This window comes from Algoriphagus sp. (genome assembly GCF_024642405.1).
In the GTDB taxonomy this organism is placed as follows: domain Bacteria; phylum Bacteroidota; class Bacteroidia; order Cytophagales; family Cyclobacteriaceae; genus Algoriphagus.
Map to the genome: position 1 here is coordinate 1 of NZ_JAHEBC010000243.1, position 5,746 is coordinate 5,746.

Here is a 5,746-nt window from a genome sequence, read left to right on the forward strand (position 1 = left end):
CAGTAAGAAAGTGAAGAAGATTACAAAGTCATTATAATCTATAGTTTTTTAATAAAGCCCTGAATCCACTATTTGATTCAGGGCTTTTTCAATTAGTATGCTTCGACTCCGATCAGCCTGACAACCATCACTATACCTATTTTTTAAAACTAAGGCTTTGACTCTTCTCAGCCTGACAAAGAATACGGGCCTCTTTTTATGTCAGTTCGAGCGGAGTCGAGAACTTTTTATTGTATATCGATTATTTATTCTGACTACTCACAATTTTTAATTTTTACCTTGAACATCCTTTAGCAAAAAAGGCTTCGGTTCCGCTCAGCCTGACAAATCATCACTATTCCTTTTTCTCTAAAACTATAGCTTCGACTTCGCTCAGCCTGACGTTCTATGAAGAAAGGCTTAAACTTTGATCAGCTGACTATCTAATTCAATAAACTCCTAGTGCAGCACCAGCATCAAGATTTCCCCATCCATATTGTGAGTTTCTATTGGGATATAAATCAGCGGTAGTTTTCAACTGTTCTAGGATTTGGTCTCGATTCCAGGTTGGATTATTTGACCAAAGTAATGCAGCAATTCCAGATGCCGTTGCTGTAGCTACTGAGGAACCTCCAACGGTAGATGGATTATTTGTCGATAAAGCCAAGGTAAGAGGCTTATTCTCAGAAGCAGCTCGCTCCATTATAACGGTAAAATCAACCTGAGAACCAGAATGGCAGGTATTACATCTCTGATATCCTTGCCCTTCTTTTATTCCCGTTACGGCAACAGTTTCAGACATAGTTGCGGGAAAAATCACTCCATACCAATTGGTAAATGAAGTAGATGTTCCAGCTGCAGCAAAAATCAATTTCCCCCGATTATAAGCATACCGAATTGCATCGGCAACTTTGGAATTGGAGAAAATATCCCCAACAGACATACTAATAATCTTTACATCAGATCTCTTTCCTAATAATACCAATGCCTCTGCAACTCCATCCTTTTCATTACCTGAGTTGATGATCACATCGCTAGTTCCTCGAACAGAAATCAAATCAGCATCATAAGCAACACCTACAGAATTCCCCACAGCATTTCTTGGAGATGAAATTACTCCAGCCATCGCTGTGCCATGACCACATTGATCATTGGGTCCATCGTATTTTTTCCACCACCAGAACCCTGTTTTATAGGTTCCATACTTTTCAATATTTCTAGTGGATGATTCCCCACTTTGAAATGAACCTCCTAGCAATGGCTGATTTGGGGATACCCCCGTGTCGATCAAGCCCACGGTTATATTATCTCCAGTGCTTTGTGCCCATGCCTGTGAAATACCCATTTGAGAATAATTCCAAGAGGATTTTGCATTTGGACTAATAACTGAATAATCCACCGTTGGTAAATTTGACTCAGGCTCATTAGAACAGCCGGAATCTGAGAAGTATCGTGCATCCGAACCCTCATTTAATAAACTGTAATCAAACTCATAGCTCAAGGGCTCGAAGTAGCGAACCTCCCCCATTTTTCGAAGATTTTGCAATACTTCAAGATTAACAACCTTAACTTCCAAAAAAGGTAAATCAGCATGAATGTCAGAAAATTCATTCCCTATTCGGAGTTGTGGCGAACCAGTTCGCTCAATCGTCTCAGAGATCATTCCCAAGATTTTTTGGGCGGATTCCTGCCATTCCGGACTTTGTACAGATTCAATTCCAATTCTGGCATTAGGACTTTCCATAGCAGCAGGACTATATCCAATTGTTAAAATTGAATCACTTTGTACTAGTGCACTCCAAATCAATTCATCGCTTTGACTCATCCAAAGAAAATCCCCTCTTTCCCGGAGAGATTGAAGGATAATCTGATCGATTTCTGGACTTGGAATAATTTTTTGTAACTGCTCCTCAGCTGAATCTTGAGTAACCATTGGCGTCGTATCTTCCTGCTCACAGGAAAATGTAAAAAGGGCTATAAAAAGTAGCCCAAATGAAATTTTTTGTAGTTTGATCATTTTAAAAAAGTTTTTGGTTATTGATAATCAATAAGTTAAAAAAATACTGAGTATAATGCCACCAAATTTGAATTAAAAATACCTCACTCCTTTCTTTTTAGGAATTGATTAAAAAGTTTGTCTTTCCAATTGTTCAGATAAATATGCCTTCATCTCCTCTCCTTCTTCAACTTTGATCTCTCCCGGCAAACCCAAAATAAATCTTGCCAAGCCAGGAAGTTGTGGAACTTCTCCAATAAAGTAAAACTGATTTCTGTTCTTAATTTCCATAAAAGGCCTGGCATTGGGATGTTCTTCCAACATTAATTGATAGGCTTTTTTTGAAAGTTTTAATTTCACCTTAAACTGACTTTTTCCGGAAAACCCAAAAAGTTGGGTACCTGGCAACTGATGTTTCGATTCGAATTTCCATGGAAGTGAGGAAACCACCACTTCCCCTATCCTTTCAATCTTAAAGACTTTCATGGTTTTACTTTCTGGTTCGAAAGCATGAATCGATTCATAATTTGCGGAAAATGCAACCGGTTCCACCAGTCGATCACTGGTGGTATCGCTACTCAGCGAGTAATATTCCTTTAACCAAACTTGCTTTTTGTCTTGAATACCTTTTCCTAATTCATCCACAAAGCGGCCTAAATTTGCTTTAAAAAGTTGTTCTGAGCCTCTTTTCACTTCTGATCTTACTTGAAGTTTTTGCAGAATAGAGTCATGAAGTAAGTTTCCTTTTCCTTGGCTTTCAATCATAGATCTCAACCATTGACTTTCCTCCTGAGAGAAAGTCCCATAGTTCAAGGTTTGATCCACTCCAGGTCTTTGCTGAATTTTGTATTTGCTGAATTCTTTTACTACTTCAAAACCGAGAGCCTCTAATAATTTGAAATAGCGATAGATTGTGCGTTCGTCTGTTTCCAACAGCTCCGCCAGTCGGTGAACAGGTTTCCCAATATTTCCTTGGAGGAGGTTGATGAGTTTAAATACCCTTAAGATTTTCTGTTGTTCGATTTTTCCTGCTTGAGCCATTTCTTCAAAAATTAGAGTTTAAATCTAGAGAAAGAGAGTTGGTTAGAAAAGTTTTTGACGGTTATTGTCAATATGATTCAATCCCCATACCTCCTTGCTAAGGAGGAGTCGAGACTGCAATTAAATCCTGTTTCGTTTCAGATAGAACTTCAAGATTTATTTACAAAAACTTTTAGAAGTGAAGAATCCAAATCTTTCTTGATCTGGTTAAGACGAGACTACAAAAGAAGGAGGTTTCGTTTCGGATTTAGCTCCTTGTTTTAATTATTATAAACTTTTAGAAGTGAAGAATCCAATTCCCCCTTTAAAAGGGGGTAAGGGGGATTTTAAATTATTTAAACAGATTTTTTTATTCAAAAAATGTCCTCTCTAATCCTTTTTCTATTTCCAATTGATCAATCATTTCGTTCAAAGAATTTAAAACTGTGGACATTTGTTTCTTAACCTCTAAATCAAGAACTCTAAAGAAATAAAGTCCCATTTCTTTTAAAACCATTTGCCTTTCATCATCTTTAATCAATGCGGACTCATGAAAGTGAGAATCTCCATCAACTTCAATTACCAGGTTTAACTTCTTACAATAGAAATCAACAATATAATTACCAAGGGGTTTTTGTCGATTGAATGGATATCCTCGAAATTGACTTGCCTTAAGTTTTTGCCAAAGTAAAACTTCAGACAAGGTAGAATGAGACCTTAATTCTCGAGAAAAATCTTTTAGAGAGCGATTGTATGGTAAAAAATACATGAACTAATTTAATAAAATTATGAAACAATCCCCTTACCCCCTTGCTAAGGGGGAATCGATCCTACTAGATTAAATGGTTAGGATTCAAAATGGATAGCTTGCATATAATTTCAATCTTTTTTGGCTAGAAATACAATCTACTATCCTCTTTCCAAGGGAGAGGTAATCCAACATATTTATTTGTTTTGGCATAGGATCGAAAGAGATAGTGTCTTTTTCCTAAATTCTTTTGGAAGAAGAATCCAAATCCCCCTTTTAAAGGGGGAAGGGGCATTCAAAATTTTCTATTTTTAACCCCTCAATGAAAAACCTCTCCACCCTATTCAATTCTAAATCTCAAGAAAAAACAGCTTTAATCTCAGGCATTTTATTCTTGATTCTATTTTGGATTTTTGGTTTTGATGGAATCACCTTCAGTGATGATGTGTATTACATGCTCGCCGGGAAAAGCTTTTGGGAAGGTACCATGGAAGTGAATTCTTACCATTTTTCCAGTCGGTGGGGAGCTTATGTTCCTTCTGGATTGATAGGATACATTTTTGGTTTTGATGCGCATATCATCTCAGGTTTCTCACTCATTTGCTACCTGATCACTCTTTACATCTTGGTAAGGATTTTACCAGATAAAAAGCTCACATGGATCTTGGTAATCTGGTTTTCTACTCAGGTTTATTTCATGCACTTTATAACTAAAGTGTATCCCGACTCTCCTTTGGTACTTTGGGTGACAATCATCCCAGTGGCTGCTGTTTATAGAAAGCAAAAACCAATTCTTTCAGGGGTGATTCTTGTTCTGTCCTTATTTGCGGGCTTTTTGACCAAAGAAACCATCATTTTCCTCGCTCCTTTCATCATCATTTTATTACTTTTTGATCTTAGAAATAAATCAGTCAATTCAGCCTTCTATATCAGCATTGTAGCTTCAGGACTTTTATTAGGTATCCTTTATCTGACTTACTTTTGGATTCAATTTGGAGATCCACTTTATAGAATCACTTCCATCAATGCAGGTCATTACATTTCGGAATTCACCTATGCCGATAAAGGAATTTGGGCGATAATTGAGCGCTTAAGTATTACGCCAATTACAACTTTTGTGGAACGTGCCTATTGGCCTTGGCTGGTGTTTGCAATACCGGGAATATACCAAGGACTGAAATACAAGAAATCCTTGGAGTTTGAATTCGCTCTTGCATTTCTATGTCTTTTTCTTGGATTCTGGTTTATGACTTCAACGTTGGAGTTTTACAACCCCATTTATCTCAATCCAAGGCACCTAATCATTCTTGTTCCAATTATGGCCTTCCTTATTACCTCAGGATGGAATTCTTGGCGAAATTCGAAGCAATGGAAAATAGCATTGTATAGTTTGATTTCTCTTGGAGCAATCATTTCTGCAGTTCAAGGAGATGCAAAACAAGCCCTGTTTTTATGTGCTTTATTACCAGTGATTTGGATTAAAAATGGAACCTATCAATCTATACTCTTGGGAGCTGTTTTGGTATTTCCTGTTCTATTTTCCATTTATTATCAAAAACAATTAAAGCAATACCATAACTTAACTGATACTCTTACTGAGAGTACACAGACCCTTGATAAAGAGACTATTATACTTACCAATAATTTTATTCATTTTTCCAGGGAAGTTATTTTACCAGAGAATCAAGCTGCACAAGAGAAACTTTTTCCTATTGAATCTTTAGATGATTTGGATATAAATCTCCCTATTAAAATTGAAGTATTGTTATATGGATATTTCAAACATGCTTATCCCAAAGAACAAGAGGATGTAGATAAACTGGAAAGTTGGCTGAAGATGAAAAACTATGAGTTAAAATCTGAAGATGAAATCGGAAATCTCTGGATCAGAACTTTCCAATTAGAGTCCAGGTAATTCTACTTAGTAATCGTTAAAGTATTTCCAGAAACTGCTGTTGAATAGACTTTTAAAGGCTGCGTGGCGGGACCATTAATAACATTTC

General features: G+C 36.8%; 4 protein-coding genes. 1 reads left to right on the forward strand and 3 read right to left on the reverse strand.

The genetic code is table 11. From position 1 onward, the window contains the following. Positions 1–427 precede the first annotated feature (427 nt). From Q0L68_RS15185 to Q0L68_RS15195, 3 genes are all read right to left on the reverse strand, one after another. Positions 428–1,996, reverse strand: coding sequence for a S8 family serine peptidase (locus tag Q0L68_RS15185; protein WP_296704875.1), 1,569 nt, complete (start codon positions 1,994–1,996; stop codon positions 428–430). Positions 1,997–2,104: 108 nt separating this feature from the next. After that, positions 2,105–3,016, reverse strand: coding sequence for a WYL domain-containing protein (locus Q0L68_RS15190; protein ID WP_296704877.1), 912 nt, complete (start codon positions 3,014–3,016; stop codon positions 2,105–2,107). Between the two features lie 349 nt (positions 3,017–3,365). Then, a complete protein-coding gene (locus Q0L68_RS15195; RefSeq protein ID WP_296704879.1) occupies positions 3,366–3,764 on the reverse strand; it encodes an endonuclease domain-containing protein in 399 nt (132 codons plus the stop codon). 301 nt (positions 3,765–4,065) lie between these two features. On the opposite strand from Q0L68_RS15195, the gene Q0L68_RS15200 reads away from it, so the two are divergent. Further along, the gene (locus Q0L68_RS15200; protein WP_296704880.1) at positions 4,066–5,658 is read left to right on the forward strand and encodes a hypothetical protein; all 1,593 of its coding nucleotides are present in this window, start codon (positions 4,066–4,068) and stop codon (positions 5,656–5,658) included. The last annotated feature ends 88 nt before the right edge of the window (positions 5,659–5,746 follow it).

What these genes read in the sequence shown, in the direction of transcription:
- Q0L68_RS15185 (WP_296704875.1), bottom strand. Translation starts at nt 1,996, where the DNA reads ATGATCAAACTACAAAAAATTTCATTTGGGCTACTTTTTATAGCCCTT.
- Q0L68_RS15190 (WP_296704877.1), bottom strand. Translation starts at nt 3,016, where the DNA reads ATGGCTCAAGCAGGAAAAATCGAACAACAGAAAATCTTAAGGGTATTT.
- Q0L68_RS15195 (WP_296704879.1), bottom strand. Translation starts at nt 3,764, where the DNA reads ATGTATTTTTTACCATACAATCGCTCTCTAAAAGATTTTTCTCGAGAA.
- Q0L68_RS15200 (WP_296704880.1), top strand. Translation starts at nt 4,066, where the DNA reads ATGAAAAACCTCTCCACCCTATTCAATTCTAAATCTCAAGAAAAAACA.